This window comes from Ruminococcus sp. J1101004sp1_RTP21198st1_B9_RTP21198_201120, from assembly GCF_040924245.1.
Lineage (GTDB): Bacteria > Bacillota > Clostridia > Lachnospirales > Lachnospiraceae > Blautia_A > Blautia_A faecis.
The window spans coordinates 1-24,034 of sequence record NZ_JBCOMI010000019.1; the positions used below are offsets into that span (position 1 = coordinate 1).

21 protein-coding genes and 1 pseudogene are annotated in these 24,034 nt (G+C 44.4%); 21 read left to right on the plus strand and 1 reads right to left on the minus strand.

What is annotated here, in order from left to right; all coding sequences use genetic code 11:
- The 11 genes and pseudogenes from AB5618_RS13480 to AB5618_RS13530 form a co-directional block, all read left to right on the plus strand.
- Positions 1–66: pseudogene (locus AB5618_RS13480) on the plus strand (DUF6783 domain-containing protein); the annotation flags it as partial.
- Positions 67–72: 6 nt separating this feature from the next.
- On the plus strand, positions 73–267 hold the full coding sequence (locus AB5618_RS13485; protein WP_368366848.1) for a hypothetical protein: 195 nt from the start codon (positions 73–75) through the stop codon (positions 265–267).
- Complete coding sequence (locus AB5618_RS13490) at positions 264–776, plus strand: HD domain-containing protein (RefSeq protein WP_148461244.1); 513 nt, start codon at positions 264–266, stop codon at positions 774–776. Before AB5618_RS13485 ends, AB5618_RS13490 begins: the two co-directional genes overlap by 4 nt.
- Positions 777–1,113: 337 nt before the next feature.
- Positions 1,114–1,467 (plus strand): PadR family transcriptional regulator, encoded by a 354-nt coding sequence (locus tag AB5618_RS13495; protein ID WP_148461245.1) that lies wholly within the window; start codon positions 1,114–1,116, stop codon positions 1,465–1,467.
- Positions 1,468–1,472: 5 nt separating this feature from the next.
- The gene (locus AB5618_RS13500; protein WP_148461246.1) at positions 1,473–2,198 is read left to right on the plus strand and encodes a DUF1700 domain-containing protein; all 726 of its coding nucleotides are present in this window, start codon (positions 1,473–1,475) and stop codon (positions 2,196–2,198) included.
- Entirely contained in the window at positions 2,195–3,061 is an 867-nt protein-coding gene (locus tag AB5618_RS13505) for a DUF4097 family beta strand repeat-containing protein (protein ID WP_148461247.1), read from the plus strand. The genes AB5618_RS13500 and AB5618_RS13505 overlap by 4 nt, the downstream gene beginning before the upstream one ends.
- Before the next feature lie 93 nt (positions 3,062–3,154).
- A complete protein-coding gene (locus AB5618_RS13510; protein ID WP_021924744.1) occupies positions 3,155–3,340 on the plus strand; it encodes a PspC domain-containing protein in 186 nt (61 codons plus the stop codon).
- A 207-nt stretch (positions 3,341–3,547) separates the two neighbouring features.
- The gene (locus AB5618_RS13515) at positions 3,548–3,736 is read left to right on the plus strand and encodes a small, acid-soluble spore protein, alpha/beta type (protein ID WP_118583262.1); all 189 of its coding nucleotides are present in this window, start codon (positions 3,548–3,550) and stop codon (positions 3,734–3,736) included.
- Between the two features lie 381 nt (positions 3,737–4,117).
- Entirely contained in the window at positions 4,118–4,993 is an 876-nt protein-coding gene (pdxS, locus tag AB5618_RS13520; RefSeq protein WP_148461248.1) for a pyridoxal 5'-phosphate synthase lyase subunit PdxS, read from the plus strand.
- A 1-nt stretch (position 4,994) separates the two neighbouring features.
- Positions 4,995–5,594 carry a pyridoxal 5'-phosphate synthase glutaminase subunit PdxT gene (pdxT, locus tag AB5618_RS13525; protein ID WP_368366841.1) on the plus strand — a complete coding sequence of 200 codons (600 nt, stop codon included), beginning with the start codon at positions 4,995–4,997 and terminating at the stop codon, positions 5,592–5,594.
- Positions 5,595–5,767: 173 nt separating this feature from the next.
- Positions 5,768–7,072, plus strand: a complete 1,305-nt coding sequence (locus tag AB5618_RS13530; RefSeq protein ID WP_173716385.1) for an O-acetylhomoserine aminocarboxypropyltransferase/cysteine synthase family protein — start codon at positions 5,768–5,770, stop codon at positions 7,070–7,072.
- 13 nt (positions 7,073–7,085) lie between these two features.
- On the opposite strand, the gene AB5618_RS13535 is transcribed toward AB5618_RS13530, so the two are convergent.
- A complete protein-coding gene (locus AB5618_RS13535) occupies positions 7,086–7,217 on the minus strand; it encodes a DUF6783 domain-containing protein (protein ID WP_368357340.1) in 132 nt (43 codons plus the stop codon).
- Positions 7,218–7,393: 176 nt separating this feature from the next.
- Between AB5618_RS13535 and AB5618_RS13540 the strand changes: the two genes are divergently transcribed.
- The 10 genes from AB5618_RS13540 to AB5618_RS13585 all read left to right on the plus strand — a co-directional run bounded on the left by AB5618_RS13540 (position 7,394) and on the right by AB5618_RS13585 (position 24,020).
- Positions 7,394–9,181, plus strand: a complete 1,788-nt coding sequence (locus AB5618_RS13540; RefSeq protein ID WP_368366842.1) for an EAL domain-containing protein — start codon at positions 7,394–7,396, stop codon at positions 9,179–9,181.
- A 33-nt stretch (positions 9,182–9,214) separates the two neighbouring features.
- Positions 9,215–9,436: a CotH kinase family protein gene (locus AB5618_RS13545; RefSeq protein ID WP_308768394.1), complete on the plus strand. Its 222-nt coding sequence runs from the start codon at positions 9,215–9,217 to the stop codon at positions 9,434–9,436.
- 141 nt (positions 9,437–9,577) lie between these two features.
- Positions 9,578–10,549 (plus strand): hypothetical protein, encoded by a 972-nt coding sequence (locus AB5618_RS13550; RefSeq protein ID WP_226840986.1) that lies wholly within the window; start codon positions 9,578–9,580, stop codon positions 10,547–10,549.
- A gap of 253 nt (positions 10,550–10,802) precedes the next feature.
- Positions 10,803–11,519 carry an ABC transporter ATP-binding protein gene (locus AB5618_RS13555; protein ID WP_173716387.1) on the plus strand — a complete coding sequence of 239 codons (717 nt, stop codon included), beginning with the start codon at positions 10,803–10,805 and terminating at the stop codon, positions 11,517–11,519.
- Between the two features lie 7 nt (positions 11,520–11,526).
- Entirely contained in the window at positions 11,527–15,597 is a 4,071-nt protein-coding gene (locus AB5618_RS13560) for an FtsX-like permease family protein (protein ID WP_368366843.1), read from the plus strand.
- Between the two features lie 478 nt (positions 15,598–16,075).
- A complete protein-coding gene (locus AB5618_RS13565) occupies positions 16,076–18,727 on the plus strand; it encodes a valine--tRNA ligase (RefSeq protein WP_118583247.1) in 2,652 nt (883 codons plus the stop codon).
- 14 nt (positions 18,728–18,741) lie between these two features.
- Positions 18,742–20,754 (plus strand): LTA synthase family protein, encoded by a 2,013-nt coding sequence (locus AB5618_RS13570; protein WP_118583245.1) that lies wholly within the window; start codon positions 18,742–18,744, stop codon positions 20,752–20,754.
- 373 nt (positions 20,755–21,127) lie between these two features.
- Positions 21,128–22,420: a folylpolyglutamate synthase/dihydrofolate synthase family protein gene (locus AB5618_RS13575; RefSeq protein ID WP_173735234.1), complete on the plus strand. Its 1,293-nt coding sequence runs from the start codon at positions 21,128–21,130 to the stop codon at positions 22,418–22,420.
- Positions 22,421–22,487: 67 nt separating this feature from the next.
- Positions 22,488–22,640: a hypothetical protein gene (locus tag AB5618_RS13580; protein WP_021925740.1), complete on the plus strand. Its 153-nt coding sequence runs from the start codon at positions 22,488–22,490 to the stop codon at positions 22,638–22,640.
- Between the two features lie 15 nt (positions 22,641–22,655).
- On the plus strand, positions 22,656–24,020 hold the full coding sequence (locus AB5618_RS13585; RefSeq protein WP_173769593.1) for a lipopolysaccharide assembly protein LapB: 1,365 nt from the start codon (positions 22,656–22,658) through the stop codon (positions 24,018–24,020).
- Positions 24,021–24,034: the final 14 nt, after the last annotated feature.

Consider the following 24,034-nt stretch of genomic DNA (forward strand, 5'->3'; position numbering starts at 1 on the left):
AAATCTCCCACAAATTGTGACGCACATCTTGCAGAAAGCCTTTTTCAAACACGCTCTGGAGCGTGTTTGAAAATGAGTAACAGCAAAGAAAAAAAGAATACGGAAGGCAGAATTAATAATAGGAATGACTGCTTCAAAAGAGCTGCGCTCCATGCCTGGAAGCTGATTTTTTGTCACCCATTTACAGATGAAATAATCACTCTGGAAGCTCCCCTTCCAGATGATTTCTGCCGCTTTTTGAATGCAAACGAGGAGGAAAAAACATGACAGAAACACAGCAAACCATAAATAATGTTATCGCAAAAATGATCGCATATTCCGATGGAAACAAGCATGATATTGCCCATTTTCTGAAGGTATATACATATGCCAGAATGATTGGCGAGATGGAAAATTTAACCGAAAGAAAGCAGGAAATTCTGGAAATCGCAGCCGTGATCCACGACATTGCCTGCCCTGTATGCCGCGTAAAATATGGTAATACAAATGGCTCCAACCAGGAAAAAGAAAGTCCTGAGCTGGTAGAAAATTTCCTCAAGGATGTGGAAATTGATGATGAAATGAAAGAGAGAATCAACTATCTGGTCAGCCATCACCACACCTATACAAACGTAGACGGAATGGATTACCGCATTCTTCTGGAAGCTGATTTTCTTGTAAATGCAGATGAAAGTGAAATGTCTGAGAATGCTGTTGAAACAGCCAGAGAGCGCGTATTTGAGACCAATACAGGTAAAAAATTACTCACAAGTATCTATAAATTGCCTGCCAGGTAAAGCAATAGAAGGCGTTGAAAAAGAAAAAAGAGTGGTTAATTTCTGCAATATTAAACCTGGAAATTCAATCTATGGAACCGCCTGTTTCCGGAAAATTGGGCTTGTAGTGAAGGATAAAAAAGGCTTTCACCTGTGACGGAGAAATTGATCAGTTATTTGAAGTGAAAGAAAATATGTTGAAATATTGGCGTGGCATTGGCTGCGCCTTTTTTGTGTAAATGATAGAAATATATAAATTTGTTTTCAAAAATGGTATTGACAAAATTATATTATATATCATATAGTATTGTTAATTAAATAATATTGATGAATTATATAATATGATTGGAGTGATCAGATGGTATTTAACACAGGAGCTGCACTTCTGGACGCTATTGTCCTGGCGGTTGTGTCCAAGGAGCCGGAAGGTACTTACGGATACAAGATCACCCAGGATGTACGCGGAGTTCTGGATATTTCAGAATCCACACTTTATCCAGTGCTGCGCCGCCTGCAGAAGGATGACTGCCTGGAAGTTTACGATCAGGCATATGCCGGACGAAATCGCAGATATTATAAACTGACGGAGAAAGGGCAGGCACAGCTGAATTTGTACAAGATCGAGTGGAAGAATTATTCCACCAAGATAGGCAGTATGTTTGAGGACGTTGGCAGAAATGCGGACAGCGGCCACATGAGGGAGGAGAATTAACAGGTATGGACAGAGCGCAGTTTATGAAACAGCTAGAGAGGCTGCTGTCTGATATTTCGGAAGCAGAAAAGCAGGAGGCGCTGGCTTACTACAACAGTTATTTTGATGAAGCCGGTCCTGAGAATGAGGCTTCCGTGATCAGAGAGCTTGGAAGCCCCGGAAAAGTGGCTGCCATAATAAAGGCAGACCTTGACGAAAGCAATGAAGAATATGCACAGTATACAGAGAATGGATATGAGGACTTGAGGGAAAACAAGGCTTCTTATATGCCGGAGATTCGCCAAAGAGATGGGAAACATGCAGGAAAAACAGATCGTATCCACAGGGGATATCGCCCGAAAGAGAAGGGAAGCAACAGCAGGTTTATCCTGATCCTAATTGCCCTGGTATTTCTTTCCCCATTTATCATTACAGCAGCTAGTGGCGTATTCAGTATTTTACTGGTGGTGATCTTGTTTCCGTTTTTGGCGATTTTTGTATCCGGAGTTGTGGCGTTCGCATTTATCGTAGCAGCTTGCGCCTGCATTAGTGTGGGTGTTGGAATTTTGGTTACCAATACAGCTGTGGGACTTCTGGTAATGGGAATCGGCTGTCTTTTGTTTGCATCAGGAATTCTGTTCTGCATTTTAACAGGATGGCTGGGCTCCACAATTTTCCCATGGATCCTTCGCAAGGTGACAGACTTTTTCCAGAAAATCGTGTATCGGAATAAGAAGGAGGAGCAGGCATGAAAAAAGGAACAAAGGGAATGCTGATTGCAGCAGGTGCTTTCGCAGTGGCAGGAATTGGTTTCTGTATCGGTGGAATTTCTGTAGCAGCAGTGGAAACAGGCGGAAATGTGTTTGATCAGGCTGGACAGCTGCTTCAGGATAATGATTATCCGCTGGCTGGTCTGATCCATTTGGGAAACGCCCAATATCATTCTTCTGACATAGATTGGGATGCTTTAGATGGAAATACTGTGGATATGGATTTTGCCAGTGATCTGGAAATCAGTTTGAAGTATGATGAGCTCCTTATCCAGGAATACGATGGTGACAAGATTCGGGTAAATGTGGCAAATGATGCGAAGAACGATGTAGTGGTTAAGGAAACTTCCGGGAAAATCACGATTACAGATACCCGCAGTGGAAATGTAAAAAAGAAGAAACAGATAAAAGTCATTGTTCCTTCCGGGAAAGACTTTGATACGGTAAGCCTGGGTGTTGACATGGGTACTATTGATCTGGAGTGCGATTTAAAAGTACAGGAGCTTTCGGTGGAAGTTGGCGCTGGAGAATTTAGCGGTTATGGAAATATCACAGCAGCGTATTGTGATCTTCAGGTTGGCGCCGGAACCATCGACATTGATCAGCTTGATATTCAGAAACTGAATGCGGACTGCGGTGCTGGTGAAATTGACATGGTAGTAACTGGAAAAGAGAAGGACTATAATTACGATCTTTCCTGTGGTATGGGTGAGATTAATTTGGAGGATTCTGAGTACAGTGGAATTGGCATTGAGAAAAACATTTCCAATGAAGGTGCCAGAAAAGATATGGTGCTGGAATGCGGAATGGGCGAGATTGATGTGGAGTTTACTGGGGAAAGCTAAATCTTGCAGAAAGCTCTTTTCAGACACGCTCTGGTGTAAAGTTATGTAATGGATAAAAAATAAGACAGAAATGTCAGATCGGAGGAATTAATTATGAGCAATAAGCGTTTATACAAATCAACCGTAAATTGTATGCTGTGCGGTGTGTGCGGAGGAATTGCCGAGTATTTCGATATTGACCCAACCCTGGTCCGCCTGGCCTGGGTAATCCTGACCTGCTTCGGCGGCGCAGGAATCTGGGCATATATTATTGCAGCGATTATTATTCCGAAAGCATAAGAAGAATTGCACAAGATCCACTGCCTGCGAAAACTTAGCTGCGGGGGGCCGAGCTGCTTAGTTGTAGTTGACAGTCAGCTTGGCAGAATATTGCGACGGTTCGCGTGGAATATGCCATGTCAAATTGCATCCACTTTGAATAAATGTATTATATTTTGTCCATACTCCCTATATACATCCAAACACTGTAAAAAGGAGCATAGACATATGAACAAAGACAAAGAAGTAGAAGCTTACAAATCCGGAAATCTTACCCCTGAAGAACAGACAAAATATGAAATTGCTCAGGAACTTGGCATTCTGGATAAAGTCTTAGAAGGGGGCTGGAAAAGCCTCTCCGCCAAAGAAACGGGCCGGATCGGTGGCATAATGGCGCGAAAGAAACCGAAAAAATAATAGTATATTATTTGCCCCTGCAACTTGCCATCAGGCTAGAGCGTGTTTGAAAAAGGCTCTAGGAGGGGCGGGAAAATGGGGGACGCGTAAGCGTCTCCTTTTCAGAAAAAAATGGAGGAAAATTATGCGTATCCTGATAGCAGAAGACGAGGTAGAAATTGCCCGGGCACTGAAGGTTTTGCTGGAAAAAAACAAGTCCTGCAGGACAGTTTAAGAGAAAATATTCAAACTGTCATTTTAAAATATATAAAAATTGGATATTTATAACGGTACAGTATTCCTGTATGCTTTCAGACAAATAAAAGGCAGTTGAAGAAATGGAGATCTGTTAAAACAGTGCCACACAATTTTTCTGCACAATACATACAGGAGGAAATCAAAATGAGCCAGGAAAGATATGCATTAAATAAACAGCTTGCACAGATGTTAAAAGGTGGAGTGATCATGGACGTTACCACTCCGGAACAGGCAAAAATCGCAGAGGAGGCAGGTGCCTGTGCGGTTATGGCGCTGGAGAGGATTCCGGCAGATATTCGTGCAGCAGGTGGTGTTTCCAGGATGAGCGACCCAAAAATGATCAAAGGAATCCAGGAGGCAGTCTCCATTCCGGTTATGGCGAAATGTCGTATCGGACATTTTGTAGAAGCGCAGATTCTGGAAGCAATTGAGATTGATTATATTGATGAGAGCGAGGTGCTTTCCCCGGCAGATGATGTTTACCATATTGACAAGCGTCAGTTTAAAGTGCCATTTGTATGCGGAGCCAAAGATTTAGGGGAAGCTTTAAGGCGAATCGCAGAAGGTGCTTCCATGATTCGTACAAAAGGCGAACCAGGAACCGGCGATGTGGTACAGGCGGTGCGCCACATGCGCATGATGAACAGCGAAATCGGGAAAGTGGTTTCCATGCGTGAGGATGAGCTTTTTGAAGAAGCAAAGAACCTGCGTGTGCCATATGAGCTGGTTGAGTATGTACACAAAAACGGAAGACTTCCAGTGGTAAACTTTGCAGCAGGCGGTGTTGCGACTCCTGCAGATGCGGCCCTTATGATGCAGCTTGGCGCAGAAGGTGTGTTTGTGGGCTCTGGTATTTTCAAATCCGGTGATCCGAAGAAGCGTGCAGCAGCTATTGTAAAAGCGGTCACCAACTATCAGGATTCCAAAACGCTTGCAGAGCTTTCCGAAGACCTTGGTGAAGCTATGGTCGGAATCAATGAGCAGGAAATCCAGCTTCTGATGGCAGAGAGGGGCAAATAAGATGAAAATCGGAATCCTTGCTGTGCAGGGAGCTTTTGCAGAACATAAGAGCAAACTGGAAAAACTGGGTGCTCGGTGCGTGGAGTTGCGGAAAAAAGAAGACCTGGATGGAGGTTTTGACGGACTGGTTTTGCCAGGCGGTGAGAGTACGGTACAGGGAAAACTCCTTCGGGAGCTGGAAATGTTTGAGCCTTTGAAAGAGAAAATCCAGGCTGGAATGCCAGTGCTTGCCACTTGTGCGGGGGTGATCCTTCTGGCTGACCACCTCTCTAATGACGGGCATGTGTATTTCGGAACCATGCCTGTGACAGTAAAAAGAAATGCCTACGGCAGACAGCTTGGCAGTTTTCACACCATCAGGGAAATGAAAGGAATCGGTCAGGTTCCCATGACATTCATTCGTGCCCCTTATATTGAAAAATGTGGGGAAGGCGCAGAAGTACTGGCTGAGGTGGATGGAAACATTGTAGCTGTAAAGTATAAAAAGCAGTATGGACTGGCATTTCATCCGGAACTGGATGAGGATGACAGGATACATGAGGCGTTTCTGAATAGTGTAAAGAAATATGCAAAGAAAAATTCCCCAAATACCTGGCTATAGAATGAACCTATAACCAGATATTATTTTTACATATTAGACAGATAATCCCCAGTATGTTACTATGCATTCATCAACAAAAACAAAGCAACAGCAAAGAAAAACATCAAAAACAATAACAAAACTAACATTAACAAAAAATGATGAAAAATAGTAAACATACGGAGGAAAGAAAAATGGCAGATATCAGAGATTCTAAAAACTGGGGATTTGAAACAAAACAGTTACACATTGGACAGGAGAAAGCAGATCCGGTAACAGATGCAAGAGCTGTTCCAATCTACGCTTCCACATCTTATGTGTTCCATAACTCACAGCATGCAGCTGACCGTTTCGGACTTCGCGATGCCGGAAATATTTATGGAAGACTTACCAACCCTACAGAGGATGTTTTCGAGCAGAGAATTGCTGCTCTTGAAGGTGGAGTTGCAGCACTTGCAGTTGCTTCCGGTGCAGCAGCTATCAATTATACATTCCAGGCACTTGCAAAAACAGGTGAGCACATTGTAGCTTCCAAGACCATCTACGGCGGAACATACAACCTTCTGGCACATACTTTTCCGCAGACCAGCGGTATCACCGCAACATTTGTAGACCCGGATGTAGAAGGCTCCTTCGAAGCGGCAATTCAGGAAAACACAAAAGCAATCTTTATTGAAACCCTTGGAAACCCGAACTCCAACCTGATTGATATTGAAGAAGTTGCAAAAATTGCGCACAAACATAACATTCCTCTTGTAGTTGATTCTACATTTGCAACTCCTTACCTGGTTCGCCCGATTGAGTATGGTGCAGATATCGTCGTTCATTCTGCCACCAAATTTATCGGCGGCCATGGAACTGCAATCGGCGGCGTAATCGTAGACAGCGGTAACTTTGACTGGAAGGCATCCGGCAAATTCCCGTGGATTTCTGAGCCGAACCCAAGCTATCATGGAATTTCCTTTGCAGAGGCAACCGCTCCGGCAGCATTTGTAACTTACATTCGTGCAATCATCCTTCGTGATACAGGAGCTACCCTTTCTCCATTCCATGCATTTATGTTCTTACAGGGACTGGAAACTCTTTCCTTAAGAGTGGAGCGTCACGTAAGCAACGCCCTGAAAATCGTAGATTACCTGTCTAAACATCCACAGGTAGAAGCTGTTCATCATCCATCACTGGAGAGTGAGCCAAGCCATTATCTTTATAAGAAATACCTTCCAAACGGTGGCGGTTCCATCTTTACATTTGAGATCAAGGGTGATGCACAGACCGCTCAGAAGTTTATTGATAACCTTGCAATCTTCTCACTGCTTGCAAACGTTGCAGATGTAAAATCTCTTGTGATCCATCCTGCAACAACTACACACAGCCAGTGCACAGAGGAAGAGCTTCTTGACCAGGGAATCAAACCAAACACAATCCGTCTTTCCATCGGTATTGAGAAAGTGGAAGACCTGATCGCGGCTCTGGACGCAGCATTCGAGGCAGTAAAATAATTAAAAAATAAATTCATTTTTGTAAAAGGTACTGTATCTCCTGAAATGGAAATATAGTACCTTTTTTACGGGCTGCAACAAACGAATTCGGGCAAAATATGCCGCAAAGTGGGACGTGCGGATTGCGGGATGATTTTTCAAACAGGCTCTGGCATCTACGGAATGGTTACAGATTATCATAAAAATGTTTGTATTATTTATTCTTCTGTTTATACTTTTTTAACATTTTATGTGCAGAATTGTCAAAAACGGTAGACAGAATTGTGCAAAGTATGGTAAAATATTGATGTATTAGGGGAAAAGGGAAGGCAGTGATTTTGTGTGATAGATATCTCTAATCTTGACAGCCATATATTTGATGCTCTGTCTCAGACTTCAGATAATATGTACATTTATATAGCAGACCTGGAACGCGATTTTTCCAGATGGTCTAAGCCAAGTGTGGATTACTTCAATCTGCCGGGAGAATTTATAGAGAATACGGCGAAGGAATGGGTACAGCATATCCATCCTGCAGACCAGCATATTTTTCTGGAGGATATCGGTCGTATTTTTGAGGGGAAAAGCAACCGGCATAATTGTGAATACCGGGCTTTAAATAAATATGGGAAATATGTATGGGTAAGGTGCCAGGGAATTGTGGAGCGGAATGCGGATGGAAGCCTTGGCCTTTTTGTTGGCACGATGATGAATCTTGGTGTGAATGCCAAGTTTGACCAGCCCACTGGTTTATATACGTTTCATGAGCTGAAGAAGCAGCTTCCGTCATTTATCAGTCATGGAATGGAAGGTGCGGTTCTTCTTTTTGATGTGGACAGACTTCAGAGAATCAATGATATTCTTGGGTATCTGGTAGGAGATGAGGTGCTGCAGCGTCTGGGACAGAAATGTCAGAGTATGGAGGGCGTTATTTCTTATCGAGGACCAGGAGGTAAATTCTATTGTATTACCACGGAGAAATCCGAGAGTGCGCTTGACCGGATTTACCGGGAAGTGCAGAGATTTTCGGAGGAAGTCCCCAGGGAGATGAATCTGGAGATCCAGTTGACAATTTCCTGCGGAGTGGCCTTTTTTCCACAGGATGCAGAGGATTTCGAGACTTTGCATGCAAATGTGGAATACGCCCTTGAGCAGGCGAAGAAAGTGGGACGTGGTAGCATTGCGCAGTTTTCCGGACAAATGCACAGAAAAACAGTGGAGAAATTCCGACTGCAGGAAGTTCTCCGTGAGTCTGTTGCCAATAATTGCAGAGGGTTTGCACTGGTATACCAGCCTCTGGTGAACGGAGAGACTCAGGAGGTTTATGGTGCTGAGACTCTGATGCGTTTTTATCTGCCGGATGGAACCCTGGTTTCCCCAATGGAATTTATTCCGATCCTGGAGGAAGACGGAACCATCAGACAGGTGGGAGAGTGGCTTTTGAATGAGGCACTTGCCCAGGCGGCCTTGTGGCGCATGGAGAATCCTGATTTTGTAATTTCCGTGAATGTTTCTTATATCCAGATACTTCAGGAAGGCTTCAGGGAAATGGTGACACGGATCGTGGAAAAATCCGGCACACCGGAGAAGCAGTTGATCCTGGAGCTTACAGAGAGCTGTAAGGTATCGGATCCCAACGGCCTTCGGGATGATTTTGAATATTTTAAAAATATGGGGATCAATATGGCACTGGATGATTTCGGCACGGAGTACTCATCCATTGCATTGCTTCGCAAGCTGAAACCACAGTGGATCAAGATCGATCATACTTTTGTCCGTTCCATTCAGGATGATGAGATGGATCAGGCGATTCTGGAATATATTATGAATCTGAGTAAGCAGACCAGAATAAAGGTTTGTGTGGAAGGTGTGGAGAATGAGGAAATCCTTTCCGTTGTCCAGACTTATAAGCCGGAATTGCTTCAGGGATACTATTATTCCAGACCCTGTTCGGCGGAGGAATTTTCAAAGAAATATTTCAATGGGAAACATAAGACAGGCAGCTACGGTTGTCTGAAAAAAAAAATTCTGATAAGCGCTTTTTTATACGCTCTAAGGGAAATACTAGTACATCGTTTTCGAAATAACTATACCACTCACTTGTCTGTGGATTCGAGTGTGCAGGTATAGTTATTTACGAAGCGATGTACTAGTCTTTCGTCTATTGCAAGTGACCCCGATACAGATCGGTATAGCTTTAAACTGGAATTTGATCATTACATTAAAGGGCAGACCTGCTATGGTTTAGATAAGCTAATCCTGAATAATAATTATGCAGACGCTACCAATATGAAAGAAGCTGTAGAGGACAGTTTTATGCTGCGCAATTATGGCACAGAAGATGGAAATGAAGCATTACAAAAAACAGAGTCAGGTGGTGTATAATAAGAAAAACGGAGTTGAAAAGCCATGGTTAATCCGTTATAATTTTCATATATAAATACATGAAAAAAGTGTTTTTTCAGAAAATTGTATGTTGCTGGTCATGGGGTGGACAGCAACGACTATATGAAGGGGGATTTTTCTATGACGAAAATGAAGAAGATTTGCATACCTGTTCTTGCAGCTGCAGCCCTTGCATTTTCAGTTCCCGGAACTACGCAGGAGGCAGAGGCTTCCTGTAATACTTACCGTGTGAATGTTGTTACTGGATATCTGGCTCTTCGGACAGATACATCCTATAATAGCGGTAATGAGATCGGAGAACTTTACAGTGGTGATCTGGTGGAGGTACTGGATTACACTGGCGCCACAGGTTACTGGTATGTATACTCTCCTAAGTATGACGATTTTGGATATGTGAATAATGATTATCTGGATTCTGTGACATCTTCCGTATCTTCCTATGATACAATGTGGACCGTAAGCGTTTCCACCGGATATCTGGCTCTTCGCAATGCACCGGAATATGATGCATCTAATGAAATCGGTGAGCTCTATTCAGGAGATACCGTCTGGGTTTCCGACAGCAGCAATTCTCAGTACTGGTATGTGTATTCCCCGAAACTGGACGGCTATGGATATGTGAACCAGGAGTACCTGTACAGAGAAGAGGGACTGGATACAGATTCCAGCTATTTTGGCGAAATAAGAACGGTCAGTGTTGCCAAGGGCTATCTGGCACTTCGCAATATGAAGGCATATGATGCTTCCAATGAAATCGGGGAATTATATTCCGGTGATACCGTACAGCTTCTGGATACAAGTGATTCCCAGTACTGGTATGTGTATTCCCCGAAATATGATACCAATGGATTTGTAAACAAAGATTATCTGGTGGGTGGAAATGCATATGCTACCTTGTATGTAAAAGTGCCTACCGGCTATCTGGCTCTTCGATCCGCTATGGGATATGATGCGGCAAATGAGATTGGTGAACTGAATACCGGTGATACTGTGGTAGTAATTGATTCCAGTTCAGATAAATACTGGTATGTATATTCTCCACGCCTTATGAAATACGGATATGCAGATTGTAATTATATATTCTGCAATTGATGAGCAGGAAAGAAAAACAGCCTCTGACTTTTTTACTGGGAAAGTCAGAGGCTGTTTTTGAAATAACTATAATTTTTATAACTGCACACTTGAATTCATATCCTACGCGATTGGTATAGTTGTTACTGTTTACTCCGTGACCAGTAACGTATAGTTATCTTTATAGAAATTTCATACTTTCTCTGATTGAACAAAAAAACCTGCAATGCTATACTAAAATTAAAACATATTTGAAAAACAGGAGTGTGATAAATTGCAGGATACCACAGAAAACTATATTCACCTTGAAAAGGTTTCCAAGATTTATGGAACAAAAGAAGTAAAAATAATCGCAGTAGATGAGATCAGCTTTAACATAGCAAAAGGCGAGTTTGCCGTGATCGTAGGTCCCAGTGGCGCTGGTAAGACTACGGTTCTGAATATTCTGGGAGGAATGGATACTGCCACCAGCGGTCAGATCTGGGTAGATGGAAGGAATATAGCGAAATACAATAACCGCCAGCTCACCAGCTACCGCAGGGACGATATTGGATTTGTTTTTCAGTTTTATAATCTGGTTCCCAATCTGACAGCTCTGGAAAACGTAGAACTGGCAGGACAGATCTGTAAGAACCCCATGGATCCGAAAACTGTTTTGGAAGAGGTGGGCCTGAAAGACAGACTTGGAAATTTTCCTGCCCAGTTATCAGGCGGTGAACAGCAGAGAGTTTCCATTGCAAGAGCTCTTGCCAAGAATCCGAAGATGCTCCTTTGTGATGAGCCTACAGGTGCGCTGGATTACCAGACTGGTAAGGCAATTCTCAAGCTTTTACAGGATATGTGCCGCCAGAAGGGGATGACAGTAGTGGTTATCACTCATAACTCTGCATTGACGCCTATGGCAGATCGCGTGATTAAAATAAAAAACGGCAAGGTGGCACAGATGACTTTGAATGCCCACCCAACCCCGGTAGAAGAAATTGAGTGGTAGGTGAGAGATGAAAGCATTAAGAAAAGAATTCTGGATGGAGATCCGGAAAAGCAAATCCAGGTTTATCTCCATTCTTCTGATCGTGGCTCTCGGAGTGGCCTTCTTTTCCGGTATTCAGGCTTCCTCGCCGGATATGCGCTATTCCGGAGATGCCTATTATGACGAAAGCAGCCTGATGGATATCAAGGTTGTGGGCACAATGGGCCTGACATCTGATGATGTTTCTTCTATAGAAAGTATAGATGGCATTGAGTCCGCAGAAGGTGCCTGGTCTACCGATGTGATGTGCGGGGAAGGCCAGAAGCAGAAGGTTCTTCACATTGAATCCATAAATGACGCAGTGAATAAACTGGATGTGCAGGAGGGACGCCTTCCGGAAAAAAGTGGAGAGATTTTTCTGGATAGCACATTTGCTTCTGCCAATGAATATAAGGTAGGAGATAAGGTTGCTTTGCGTGAAGATGGAGATTCTACCCTTCTTGTGACTGCAGAATATACGGTAGTGGGAACTGGAAGAAGCCCTCTTTATATTTCCTTTAACAGAGGAAATACAACCCTTGGAACTGGTGAAGTAAATGGATTTGGATATGTGCTCCCGGAAGATTTTGACCAGGAAATTTATACCCAGATTTATGTGACCGTTCATGGTGCAAAGGGCCTTACCAGTTATACAGACGGTTACGAGAATCTGATTGCCAAGATCAAAGGCCGTGTTGAAAACATAGCAGATGATCGCTGTCAGATCCGCCTTGCAGCTGTGAAGGCAGATGCACAGGAGGAAATCGATGATGCCCAGAAGAAGCTGGACGATGGGAAAAAAGAGGCAGATGAAAAGCTTGCTGACGCAAAAGAAGAACTGGATAAAGGTGAAAAGGATTTAGAAGACGGCAGGAACGAGTATGAAGATGGAAAATCCCAGTTAGAAGACGCAAAAACAGAGCTTGCCGATGGGAAAAAACAGCTGGAAGATGCGAAGACAGAGCTTGCTGATGGGAAAACCCAGTTAGAAGATGCGAAAGCGCAGCTTGCTGATGGAAAAAGTCAGCTGGAATCTGCCAAGAGTCAGCTTTCCTCCAGCAAAAGCCAGCTTGATACTGCCAGAAGCCAGCTGGATGATGGATGGAGTCAGGTAAATGCAGCAAAAGCCCAGCTTGCTGACGGACAGGCTCAGCTTGATTCTGCGCAGAAGCAGGTAACCAGTGGTCTGGCAGAATTAGAGGAAAATCAGAAGACTTTAGATGAAAATAAAGCGAAACTTGCAGATGGAAAAGCCCAGCTTGAGGTAGGCGAACAGCAGTTAGAAGCCGCAAAGCAGACTTTGACAACAAAGCAAAGTGAACTGGATCAGTCAAAAGCGGAAATTACTGCCGGACAGCAGCAGATCGAAAGTACCAGAACCCAGTTAAATGCCCAGAAGCAGCAGATTACAGATGGACTTTCCCAGGTATCAGTAGGAGAAGCCCAGCTTCAGGAGGGAATAAGTGCTTTGGAAAGCGCAAAAGCTCAGCTGACGGAGCTGCAGAGTCAGCTTGCTACAGTACGCGCAAGTTACAACGCAGCACTGGAAAATCCGGATGCTTCCCAGGAGGAAATAGATATTCTGGCAGCCCAGGTGTCTGCACTGGAAGAACAGGAGGTGGCAGTAACCCAGCAGATCCAGGCAAGTGAAGCGCAGATTGAGAGTCAGCGGCAGCAGCTTGCAGCGACCAGAAGTGAGTTGGAAAGCGGGCTTGCAGCAGTCGAGGATGGACTTTCCCAGCTTTCTCAGAAAGAAAGCGAGCTGAATGCGGGGCTGGAACAGATAACAGCAGGTCAGGCACAGATCGATGCCGGATGGATTCAGATTCAGGAACAGGAGAATACTCTTGCTGCTTCGAAAGCTGAGATAGAGGCAGGGGAACAGGAACTGGAAAAAGGTCAGAAGCAGTTAAAGGCAGCAAAGAAAAAACTGAGTAAAGCCCAGAAAGAAATTGATTCCAATGCAGAGACCCTGGCAGCAGGACAGGCGGAACTGGATGCCAATGTGGCAAAGTTAAATGACAGCGAAGCGCAGTATGCTTCCGGCCTGGAACAGTATCATTCCGGTGCCCGGCAAATCGCTGAAAATGAGGCAAAGCTTACTTCCGGTGAGCAAGAGATTGCAGAAAATGAGGCGAAACTTGCCGATGGTGAGAAAGAAATCGCAGACAATGAGAAGAAGCTTGCAGACGGTGAAAAAGAGATTACAGACAATGAGAAAAAGCTTCAGGATGCGGCTAAAGACTTGAAAAAAGGCGAGAAAGACCTTGCAGACGGAAAGAAAGAGTACGAAGACGCCCAAAAAGATGCTGAGGATGAGATTGCCGAGAATCAGCAGAAGCTGGATGATGCGAAAAAGGAGCTGGAAGATCTGGAAAAGCCGGAGTGGATGGTTACAGATAGGGAGGATCTTCCGGAATATACGGATTACGGTGATAATGCAGACCGTCTTCGAAACATCGGTCAGGTTTTCCCGGTCATCTTTTTCCTGGTAGCGGCATTGATCAGTCTTACCACTATGACTCGTATGGTGGAGGAGCAGCGAACCCAGATCGGTACCTTGAAGGCATTGGGATATAAGAAGTCTGCCATTGCAGCAAAATACATCTGTTATGCATTTTTTGCAACTCTTCTTGGCAGTGTGCTAGGAATGCTGATCGGAGAGAAAATTATTCCATACATTATTATAACTGCTTATGGAATTATGTATCACAATGTGGCAAATACCATTTCCATTGATTATCAGCCTGGCTTCGCACTGATCGCTTCCGCAGCCTCTGTTGTATGTACAGTTGGAGCGACTCTTTTTGCAAGTGGAAAGGAGCTGCAGGAGACACCGGCCTCTCTTATGCGCCCACCGGCTCCGAAAGAGGGCAAGCGGGTATTGCTGGAGCGGTTCACATTTATATGGAAGCATTTAAGCTTTTCCTGGAAGTCCACAATCCGAAATCTTTTCCGTTACAAGAAGCGTCTGATCATGACAGTCTTTGGAATTGCAGGAAGCATGGGACTGATGCTGGTTGGTTTTGGGCTTCAGGATTCCATTAGTGATATTGCCGCTATTCAGTACCGGGAGCTGCAGCATTATGACGGAATGGTGATTGAGGACAGCGATGCTACAGAGGAAGAACATGAAGAGCTGTTTGAATATATGAAGGAAAATGAGCAAATCGCCCATTGCAATCGGGTACAAATGACGAAGATCAGTGCTCCGAAAGGCAGCTCCAACATCAGTATTTATCTGTTTGTGCCAGAGAGCCTGAGTGAGTTTGCAAAGGATGTAACCTTAAAGAACCGTATTACCGGGGAAACATATGAGCTTACCGACGAAGGTGCTGCTATTTCCGAGAAAACGGCATCCCTGCTGGGATTAAAGGTGGGAGATATGATTCCCCTAAAAAAGGGAGATAAGGAATATAAGGTGAGGGTGGCTGTGATCACAGAGAATTATATGAGCCATTACCTTTATATGACGCCCAGGGTTTATGAGCAGACGTTCGGGGAAAAGCCGGAGTATGAGAACATTGTGTTTACTATGCAGGAAGACTGCAAGGATGATCTGGAAATGGCAGGAAGCCGGATCCTTGCTAATCCTGGTGCTCTCAGCATCAGTTATACCAGTAGTCTGGCATCACAGGTTGACCGTATGCTGAGCACTCTGGATGCGGTGATCCTGGTGCTGATCGTTTCCGCAGGAATGCTGGCTTTTGTGGTATTGTATAATCTGAATAATATCAATATAACAGAAAGACAGAGGGAACTGGCAACTTTGAAGGTGCTTGGCTTCTATGACGGAGAGGTCTCTCAGTATGTGCTTCGGGAAAACGTGATTCTGACAGTGCTTGGAATTATGTTTGGAGCAGTGTTTGGAATTCTCATTCACAGGTATGTGATTACTACGGTTGAGGTGGATGCAGTTATGTTTGGACGTAATATTAAGCCGTTGAGCTTTTTATACAGTGGAATTCTGACAAGCATATTTTCCATTGTGGTGAATGGGGTGATGCATTTTAAGCTGAAAACCATTGATATGGTAGAGTCCTTAAAGAGTGTGGAATAAAAAGTATTGAGAAAACATCGCTTTGGGGGAGACTTCCTGAGTGGTGTAATTGTGAAATTTTTAAATTAGCTTGACAAGCCGGAAGAATGCAATTATAGTTATATCCATAAAAGTGGCGGCTTTTTCCGGCTATTTACAAGGAGATCAGACCGCTGCAGCGAAAAGCGTTGAAGAAGAGGAGTAAGTAAATGCCCTCCCAGAGAGAAATGTCCAGGGATAACTGTGGTGGAAGACATTTCGAGATCCGCATTCACTGAAGGTAGCTTCTGAGCCGGGAAACTGAACAGGCAGTGATATCTGCAGTAAGTTTTCACGCAATTCCAGCGTTACAGGAAAGAGATATGTGTACAACAGAGCGAAGACTGTAAATGAATTCAGGGAAACAGTACTTTGCATTTTGCACATAATGAAGGTGGTACCGCGTTAATTTCGCCCTTCACACAATTGTGTGAGGGGCTCTTTTTTTAGGAGGAAAATTATGAGCAAAGAACTTGCAAAGACCTACGATCCAAAAGGAATCGAGGAACGTCTTTACCAGAAATGGATGGACAACGGATATTTTCATGCAAAAGTAAACCCGGATAAGAAACCATTTACCATTGTTATGCCGCCGCCAAACGTAACCGGACAGCTGCATATGGGACATGCACTTGATGAGACCATGCAGGACATTCTCATCCGTTTCAAGAGAATGCAGGGCTACGAAGCACTGTGGCAGCCGGGAACTGACCATGCAGCTATTGCTACAGAGGTTAAGGTTACTGAGAAACTGAAAAAAGAAGGCATCGACAAGGCAGAAATCGGTCGTGAGAAATTCCTGGAATATGCCTGGGAGTGGAAAGAAGAGTACGGCGGAAAAATTATCAACCAGCTGAAGAAGCTTGGTGCTTCTGCAGACTGGGAGCGAGAGCGTTTCACCATGGATGAGGGATGCTCCAAGGCTGTACAGGAAGTCTTCATCAAGTTATATGAAAAAGGCTACATCTACAAAGGTTCCCGTATCATCAACTGGTGTCCGGTATGCCAGACTTCCATTTCCGATGCAGAGGTTGAGCATGAGGATCAGGACGGATTTTTCTGGCACATCAATTACCCGGTTGTTGGAGAAGAAGGAAAATTCGTGGAAATTGCAACAACACGTCCGGAAACACTTCTTGGAGATACTGCAGTTGCAGTAAACCCGGATGATGACCGTTACAAAGACATTGTTGGCAAAATGCTGAAGCTTCCTCTCACAGACAGAGAGATCCCGGTTATTGCCGATGAGTATGTTGATAAAGAATTTGGTACCGGATGCGTAAAGATCACACCGGCACATGACCCTAACGACTTCGAGGTTGGAAAGAGACACAACCTTCCGGAAATAAACATCATGAATGATGATGCTACCATCAATGAGCTGGGTGGTAAATACGCCGGCATGGATCGTTACGAAGCAAGAAAAGCCATGGTAGAGGATCTGGACAAGCTTGGTCTTCTGGTAAAGGTTGTTCCGCACAATCACAGCGTTGGAACTCATGACCGCTGCCATGCAACCGTAGAGCCGATGATCAAGCCTCAGTGGTTTGTAAAGATGGATGAAATGGCAAAAGCTGCTATCAAGACTCTTGAGGATGGAGATCTGAAATTCGTCCCGGAGCGTTTTGACAAGACTTACCTTCACTGGCTGGAGAACATCCGTGACTGGTGTATTTCCCGTCAGCTGTGGTGGGGACACAGAATCCCGGCTTACTACTGCGATGAGTGCGGTGAGACTGTAGTTGCAAGAGAAATGCCGGAAAAATGTCCGAAATGCGGATGTACGCATCTTCATCAGGACGAGGATACACTGGATACCTGGTTCAGCTCTGCTCTGTGGCCATTCTCCACACTTGGCTGGCCGGATAAGACACCGGAACTGGAGTACTTCTATCCAACAGATGTGCTGGTAACCGGATATGACATTATTTTCTTCTGGGTTATCCGTATGGTATTCTCTGCTCTTGAGCAGACTGGCAAGACACCGTTCCATCATGTACTGATCCATGGTCTGGTAAGAGATTCCCAGGGCCGCAAGATGAGTAAATCCCTTGGAAATGGTATTGACCCGCTGGAAGTAATCGACAAGTACGGCGCAGATGCTCTTCGTCTTACTCTGATGACTGGTAATGCACCTGGAAACGATATGCGTTTCTACTGGGAGCGTGTAGAATCCAGCCGTAACTTTGCAAATAAGATCTGGAATGCTTCTCGTTTCGTTCTTATGAATCTGGAAGGAAAGGATGTAACGGAGCCGGAGATTGGTTCTCTTTGCGCTGAGGACAAATGGATCCTTTCCAGACTGAACAATGTGATCAAAGAAGTAACCGACAATATGGAAAAATATGAGCTGGGTATTGCGGTTCAGAAGATCTATGATTTCCTGTGGGATGAGCTTTGCGACTGGTACATTGAGATCGCCAAGGTTCGTCTGTGGAAGGCAGAAGAGGATCCAAAGGCGGCAAACGAGGCTCTCTGGACACTTCGCACAGCGCTGACCCAGGGACTGAAGCTGCTTCATCCGTTTATGCCATTTATCACAGAGGAAATTTATTGCACACTGCTTCCGGAGGAAGAGTCCATAATGATCTCTGACTGGCCGGTATATAAGGACGAGTGGAATTCTCCTGAGGCTGAGCTTGCAATCGGAAGTTTCCAGGAAGTTGTCCGTGGCATCCGTAACACAAGAACCAGCATGAATGTTCCGCAGAACAGAAAAACACATCTGATCATTGTTGGAAAAGATGCTGCTATCTGTCAGATGTATGAGAACAGCAAGAAATCCTTTGCAAATCTTGCTTTTGCAAAAGAAATCCATGTTCAGCAGGATAAGACTGGTATCGGTGAGGATGCAGTTTCTGTTGTTGTTTCCAATGCAGTTGTTTATATGCCTCTGGAAGACCTTGTTGACAAGGAAAAAGAACTTGAGAGACTGACAAAGGAGCAGGAGAGACTGACTAAGGAAATCGCCCGCTGTGAGGGAATGCTGAATAATCCAAATTTCGTAAATAAGGCTCCTGCTGCCAAGGTTGATGCAGAGAAGGAGAAGCTTGCGAAGTACAAAGAGATGAAAGATAAGGTTGAAACACAGCTTGAGCAGCTTAAGAGATAAAAAGGAGATTTTGCATGAAGCTGAGCAAATTTTGCAATAAGATTTCCCTGATTCTCCAGGCACTCTGGTGCGCAGTGCTCTATTTCCTTATAGAGGCACTGTGCCGCCATTCTGTAGTGGAGGCCTGGGATTATATGACGGGAAAACCGTTGGTATTTGCTTATAATACGATGTTTATTTTTACTACAATGCTGATCGTTTATCTGTTTCACAGGCGGTGCTTTTGGAGAGTTGTGGTTTCCGTTTTCTGGCTGTTTCTGGGAATCGTAAACTGTATTCTTCTGATGAACCGTGTTACACCATTTACCGGACCGGATCTGCATATGCTGACGGATGGTATTGCGATCATGCAGAAATATCTGCCGTTTTATGGTGTGGTGATCGGATGTATTTTGATCGGAATTGTGGTGCTGGGGCTTTTGATCCTACTGGTCAAGGGACCGAAGTATGAGCAGAAGATTAAGTACCGGTATGTGATTCCGCTGGTAATTGCTGGTTTTGTGGCTTTTGGAGGCGTGACACAGCTGGCTCTTGAAAAAAGGGTTTTGTCTAATTATTTTGGCAATATTGCGTTTGCTTATGAGGATTATGGTTATCCTTATTGTCTGGCGACTACTATTTTTAATACAGGCATCAGTGAGCCGAGGGATTATTCTGAGGATGAGATTAACCGGATCGAGAAGACAGAGTCCAATCTTCCAAAGACCAAGGAGGATGGAAAGAGACCGAATATTCTGTTCCTTCAGCTTGAGTCTTTCTTTGACCCGACACTGGTAAATTACCTGGATATTTCTGAAGATCCAATCCCGAACTTCAGGAAGCTGATGAAAGAGTATTCTTCCGGATATTACAAGGTTCCTTCTGTTGGAGCTGGTACGGCAAATACGGAATTTGAGACCATTACAGGTATGAGTCTTCACTATTTTGGACCAGGTGAATATCCTTATAAGAGTATTCTTAAGGAGACTACTTGCGAAAGTGTGCCCTATGTTCTGAAAAATCTGGGGTATTTTACACATGCGGTACATAATAATGAAGCCAACTTCTATGGAAGAAGGTCTGTTTTCCCCAATCTGGGATTTGACACCTTTACTTCTGAAGAGTATATGGCAGATGAGAACCTGCAGAATCCTCTTGGATGGGTAAAAGACAGTGTGTTGACGGATGAAATCATTAAGTGTCTGGATTCTACTGACAGTCCGGATTATGTGTATACCATTTCCGTGCAGGGACATGGTGATTATCCAAGCGAGCCCATTCTGGACAATCCTTCTATTACAGTTTCCGGTTCTCCTACGGATGAGCTGAATTGTAAATGGGAGTACTATGTGAATCAGATTCATGAGATGGATCAGTTTGTGAAAGAGTTAACAGATGCTTTGGCAGACTATCCGGAGGATGTGATCCTGGTTATGTATGGGGATCATCTGCCGACTATGGGACTGACTGTGGAAGATCTGAAAAATAAGTATCTTTTCCAGACGGAGTATGTAATCTGGGATAATATGGGACTTACCAAGAAGGATGAGAATCTGGCTTCTTATCAGATCGCAGCAGAGGTTCTGGACAGAGTTGGTATTCATGAGGGTACGATCATGAAATATCATCAGGCAAGAAGAAATACCAAGAATTATCAGGTCGATCTGGAGACACTGCAGTATGATGTGCTGTACGGTCAGCGATATGCTTATGGAGGAGAAAATCCTTTTGAGAGAACAAAGATGCGGATGGGACTTTATGATGTGACCTTAGATTCCATTCGGTTAGTGTCGGATACAGATTGGACTTATTATATCCAAGGCACGAATTTCACCCCGTCCAGTCAGGTGAAGCTGAATGGAGAGTGGTATGATACGGCATATGTAAGTCCGAACATGCTGGTGATCTCGGGTACGGAGCTGTCGGATTTTGACAGACTGGCAGTTGTACAGAGAAGTAACAGTTCGACGAGGAAGGCTCTTAGTAAGAGCTTTGACAGAGCGGTTTATGCATTGTATGATAGTCAGTGGAAGGTGAATTCCCGATAGGAACGTTTCCCGGCTGGGCACCTGGTCTCATCAGGTCTGCTCTGAGCGCGGTGTGCGGCCCAAAAAAATTAAAAACATCAGAATTTTGCTGAAACCGAAGAAAGGAGAGGACAAATTTGCTCCGCTGGAGCTCAGACTGTGTCCTCTCCTTTTTTAACCCAAAATTCTGCCGTATGAGATTTTTTCGGAACCTCTCTGATTTCTTCTGTGCGAGGTTTGTCGGATAAAAAGTTACGATTAGGGGTGGACTTCTGGTGTGACTATTATATAATGGTAGAGTAATGTAACGATTCAGAAGGCAGTATTCTGCCAGGCTTACTATGAGCATGAGAAGTTACGGACGAAATACGATAGATAAATGGTGGTTTAGATTATGAATTACGAGGAAGCGGTTGCTTATATTGAGGAGACTCCGAAGTTTACCAAAAAGAACAGTCTGGAGCATACGAAGGAATGTTTGAGGAGACTGGGGAATCCACAGGAGAAGTTTAAGGTGATACATGTTGCGGGAACGAATGGAAAGGGGAGTACCTGTGCGTTTCTCACATCTATTCTCAGGGAGGCAGGGTATTCCTGCGGTCTGTTTACGTCTCCCCATCTGGTGAAGATCAACGAGCGGTTTCAGATCAATGAGGTGAATATTGATGATGACACCTTTTTGAAAGCTTTTGAGAGAGTGAAAGTGCTGGCGGACGAGCTTGTGGCTGAAGGTAGTTACCATCCTACTTATTTTGAGATGCTGTTTCTTATGGGAATGGTGATCTTTGCAGAGGCAGGGGTGGACTATGTGACTTTGGAAACCGGGCTTGGCGGAAGGCTGGATGCGACTACAGCGGTAGAGAATCCTGTGGCTTGCGTGATCACATCTATCAGTCTGGATCATATGCAGTTTTTGGGAAATACGGTAAGAGAGATTGCAGGGGAGAAGGCTGGAATCATTGTTCCGGGAGTTCCTGTAATCTATGATGGAAATGACAAGGATGCGGCAGAAGTGATCGCTGCGAAGGCAAAGGAGCTTGGAAGTCCGGCTTATAAAGTAATTCAGGCTGGAGCAAAGGTACTGGGAAATAATAAAGACGGCATTGATTTTTCCCTGGAGGACGATTATTATGGGGATACCAGGTTCCATATTCCTTTTATTGCATGGTATCAGGTGATGAACGCATCTCTGGCGCTTACAACTATGGAAGTGCTGAAAGACAGGATTCCGGTGACCATGGAACAGCTGCAGGCAGGAATTGCAAATACCAGATGGCAGGGCAGAATGGAGACCATTTTGCCGGGCGTGATCGTGGATGGTGCACATAATGAGGATGGCGTGCGCAGGTTTGTGGAGACTGCAGAGCGGTTTCAGAAGGAGTATCCGCTGACACTTTTATTTTCTGCTGTGAATGATAAGGATTACCAGGATATGATCCATACAATTTGCAGCAGGATAAAATTCCGTAAAGTTGTGACCACAGAGGTTGGGGGATACCGTGAGGTGCCGTCTGCGGAGCTGGCAGAGATCTTTTGCAAAGAAGGCTGTAAGGATGTTGGAAACTCTGATAATATTGAAGAAGCTTTTCATATGGCGCACGAGGCCAAAGGAGAGGACGGAATGCTGTTCTGCGTGGGTTCTCTTTACCTGGTGGGAGAGATTAAGACACTCTTGTTGAAAAAGTAAATTGTCTGCAGAAAAAAGAAAACATGGGATTTCTGGTTGATTTTTCAGGAGTCTGTGGAGGAATTTTATGATCGATTACGAAGAGGAACTGAAGAAATTTGAGCCCTGTCTGGATGTGACAGACGCAGAAGAGGCTATTTACGATAGAGAGCTGACGGATATTCTGGACATTCTTCAGGAAATGCTCAGGGAGTCCAAAAGCGGACGCAGGATGAAATAGAATAGGAGATACTTAATGAACTGTATGAATTGCGGCGCGTTCCTGGCTGATAAGGATCTGGATTACTGTCCTCATTGCGGGTGCAACGTCCTGATCCAGAAAAAGGTGGAGTATCTATCCAAACTTTATTACAATCAGGGCTTGGAGAAGGCCAGTATCCGGGACCTTTCAGGAGCCGTTAACTGTCTGAAGCAGAGCCTTACCTTTAACAAGAGAAATATCCAGGCGAGAAATCTTCTGGGTCTTGTGTATTTTGAAATGGGAGAGGTGGTTGCTGCTCTTAGCGAGTGGGTGATCAGTAAGAATCTGCAGCCTACCCGGAATATTGCGAATGAATATATTAATCGTCTTCAGGCGAATTCGAATAAACTGGATGCTATTAATGAGACAATAAGAAAATATAATAATGCCCTGGCTCTTTGCAGGGAAGGCCATGAGGATATGGCTGCCATTCAGCTTCGCAAAATTCTGAACCAGAATACCAAGCTGATCAAAGGTTATCATCTGCTGGCGCTGATCTATATGAAGAATCATGACTGGGGCAAGGCAAGAAGAACCTTAAAAAAGGCGGCTCGTATTGACAAGACCAATACAACTACATTACGTTTTCTTCGTGAAGTAGATGAGAGAACCGGTGTAACGACCAGACTTGAGAAACAGAAAAAAGGACTTTTTGGTGCCAAGGGCAAGACAGAAGGTTCGGATGAGATTTCCAGAAGTACTGTGGTACAGCCGGCAGTTTACAGGGAAAATTCTAGAATTTCACTGTTTGTGACACTTATGGCGGGTGTGGCAGCAGGTGCGGCTGCATTTTGGTTTCTGGCAGTTCCGGCTATCAAGCAGGGGATTTACAGAGAAGCCAATCAACAGATTGTAAAGTACAGCGAGTCTCTGGTCAGCCAGGGTGCGGAGCTTTCCAAAGCCCAGGGTGAGGCGAAGGAATCCGGAGATGTGGCAGAGGAAATCACCCAGCAGCTTGATGCCGAGCAGAAGAAGAGCACCAGTTATCAGGCACTTCTGAATGCGTATGCAGCTTATACACAGAATGAGTATGATGCAGCTGCGTTGGAAATCCAGAAGGTTTATGAAGATCAGCTGGGAGATGATGTAATGGGAATTTATAATACTATCTGTTCAGCTACTGGTGTGTCTGGAATCACGGAAGACAGTAAGTCTGAGGGCAGCGAAGATTCCTCTGATTCCGAAAGCAATGATGGAACTGACAATACAACAGAAGGCTCTGAAACGGATTCCTCTGGTTATGACAGTTCTTACAATAATGCATCTGGTGACAGTGGGTATGATGAATCCGGATATTCTGATTACAGCGACGAAAACGGATATTATGATGAAAATGGTGATTTTCAGTATTATGAATAAAAATTTCTGAATTA

What these genes read in the sequence shown, in the direction of transcription:
- AB5618_RS13485 (WP_368366848.1), top strand. Translation starts at nt 73, where the DNA reads ATGAGTAACAGCAAAGAAAAAAAGAATACGGAAGGCAGAATTAATAAT.
- AB5618_RS13490 (WP_148461244.1), top strand. Translation starts at nt 264, where the DNA reads ATGACAGAAACACAGCAAACCATAAATAATGTTATCGCAAAAATGATC.
- AB5618_RS13495 (WP_148461245.1), top strand. Translation starts at nt 1,114, where the DNA reads ATGGTATTTAACACAGGAGCTGCACTTCTGGACGCTATTGTCCTGGCG.
- AB5618_RS13500 (WP_148461246.1), top strand. Translation starts at nt 1,473, where the DNA reads ATGGACAGAGCGCAGTTTATGAAACAGCTAGAGAGGCTGCTGTCTGAT.
- AB5618_RS13505 (WP_148461247.1), top strand. Translation starts at nt 2,195, where the DNA reads ATGAAAAAAGGAACAAAGGGAATGCTGATTGCAGCAGGTGCTTTCGCA.
- AB5618_RS13510 (WP_021924744.1), top strand. Translation starts at nt 3,155, where the DNA reads ATGAGCAATAAGCGTTTATACAAATCAACCGTAAATTGTATGCTGTGC.
- AB5618_RS13515 (WP_118583262.1), top strand. Translation starts at nt 3,548, where the DNA reads ATGAACAAAGACAAAGAAGTAGAAGCTTACAAATCCGGAAATCTTACC.
- pdxS (WP_148461248.1), top strand. Translation starts at nt 4,118, where the DNA reads ATGAGCCAGGAAAGATATGCATTAAATAAACAGCTTGCACAGATGTTA.
- pdxT (WP_368366841.1), top strand. Translation starts at nt 4,995, where the DNA reads ATGAAAATCGGAATCCTTGCTGTGCAGGGAGCTTTTGCAGAACATAAG.
- AB5618_RS13530 (WP_173716385.1), top strand. Translation starts at nt 5,768, where the DNA reads ATGGCAGATATCAGAGATTCTAAAAACTGGGGATTTGAAACAAAACAG.
- AB5618_RS13550 (WP_226840986.1), top strand. Translation starts at nt 9,578, where the DNA reads ATGACGAAAATGAAGAAGATTTGCATACCTGTTCTTGCAGCTGCAGCC.
- AB5618_RS13560 (WP_368366843.1), top strand. Translation starts at nt 11,527, where the DNA reads ATGAAAGCATTAAGAAAAGAATTCTGGATGGAGATCCGGAAAAGCAAA.
- AB5618_RS13565 (WP_118583247.1), top strand. Translation starts at nt 16,076, where the DNA reads ATGAGCAAAGAACTTGCAAAGACCTACGATCCAAAAGGAATCGAGGAA.
- AB5618_RS13570 (WP_118583245.1), top strand. Translation starts at nt 18,742, where the DNA reads ATGAAGCTGAGCAAATTTTGCAATAAGATTTCCCTGATTCTCCAGGCA.
- AB5618_RS13575 (WP_173735234.1), top strand. Translation starts at nt 21,128, where the DNA reads ATGAATTACGAGGAAGCGGTTGCTTATATTGAGGAGACTCCGAAGTTT.
- AB5618_RS13580 (WP_021925740.1), top strand. Translation starts at nt 22,488, where the DNA reads ATGATCGATTACGAAGAGGAACTGAAGAAATTTGAGCCCTGTCTGGAT.
- AB5618_RS13585 (WP_173769593.1), top strand. Translation starts at nt 22,656, where the DNA reads ATGAACTGTATGAATTGCGGCGCGTTCCTGGCTGATAAGGATCTGGAT.